Raw genomic sequence first — 1,315 nt, 5'->3', positions numbered from 1 at the left:
GTGTGGTAGCAATTCAAGAGGCTGGAATTAGTCTGATTGAGATTGTGCCGAACGGGAATGGTGGTTGGATTGAGCGTCCACGCTCTGTAACGCTGGAAGATATATAGTGATTGGGAGCGTGCGAATAGTGAAACAAATAAATGAAAAAGTTAAAACATCTAGAGTTTTTGGGGCAATGAAAATGTTTGGTCAGCCGAAATTAGCGTTATCTTTGTTCATGGCAATGTTCATGTCCGCGGCCAATGCGGCAGTATTACAGGATGTGAAATTTGCATCGATGCCGGGTGATACAGTTGAGATTGTTCTGAGCTTTGATGAGCCTCCTGCAGAACCAAAGATCTTTACGATTGGTCAGACTGCAGACATCTCAATTACAGTTGATGGCGCAACAAATGGTTTGGATAAGCGTTATCACGAGCTTGGTCTCGGCAACGCTCACCGTATGACGGTGATCGAAGCAAAAAATAATGCGGGCCAAGCTGTTACACGCTTTGTTGTTGATCTAAATTCCATGGCACCTTACACCAGTTCTGTTGAGGGTAATGATCTGATTTTGAAGATTGGCTCAGCCGCAGCTGAAAATTCATCAGCTGAAAGCGATGCGTCAGTTAGTCAGTCTGCTTCAGGGAATGGTATTACAGCGATTGATTTTCGTCGCGGTGAGAAAGGCGATGGTCAAGTCATTATTGGTCTAGCGAATCCATCTGCTGATATCGACATGAGTGAAGTAGGTGGCAACATCCAGCTGTTGATCTCTGATGCAGAGCTTCCGGAAAGCCTTCGTCAGCGTTTAGATGTTGTTGACTTCGCAACACCTGTTTCACGTATTGAGTCTTACATTGAAGATGGTAAGGCCAAAATCGTGATCAAGCCTACCGGCAATTATGATTACTTGGCGTATCAAGCTGACGATCAGTTTGTTGTAAGCGTTGAGAAAATTACTGAAGACGAAGTAGAAGAGCGTCGCAAAGAAAAATTTCCTTTCACAGGCGAAAAGCTCTCTCTTAACTTCCAGAACATTGAAGTTCGTGCAGTATTGCAGTTGATTGCTGACTTTACTGGGTTGAACTTGGTAGCGAGTGACACTGTTGGCGGTAGCATTACTTTGCGTCTGCAAAACGTGCCTTGGGATCAAGCGCTTGAGTTAGTGCTAAAAACTAAGGGTTTAGATAAGCGCATGACAGGTAATGTTATGCTTGTTGCGCCAGCTGAAGAGATTTCAGCGCGTGAAAAACTTGAAATTGAGACGAATAAGCAAGTTGCAGAGTTAGCTCCGGTTCGTTTGGAAATTATTCAAGTCAATTATGCAAAAGCA

General features: G+C 44.0%; 2 protein-coding genes. Both read left to right on the top strand.

Going from position 1 to position 1,315, the window contains the following annotated elements:
- Nucleotides 1-2 precede the first annotated feature (2 nt).
- Nucleotides 3-107 carry a pilus assembly protein PilP gene (locus tag A3739_RS31560; RefSeq protein WP_369821127.1) on the top strand — a complete coding sequence of 35 codons (105 nt, stop codon included), beginning with the start codon at nt 3-5 and terminating at the stop codon, nt 105-107.
- Nucleotides 108-127: 20 nt separating this feature from the next.
- On the top strand, nt 128-1,315 hold a 1,188-nt coding region (locus tag A3739_RS27595), incomplete at its 3' end, for an AMIN domain-containing protein (RefSeq protein WP_231877172.1).

It is taken from the genome of Oleiphilus sp. HI0067, from assembly GCF_001635735.1.
The sequence above is the reverse complement of the archived record's forward strand: the minus strand, read 5'-3'. Positions and strand labels throughout refer to the sequence as shown.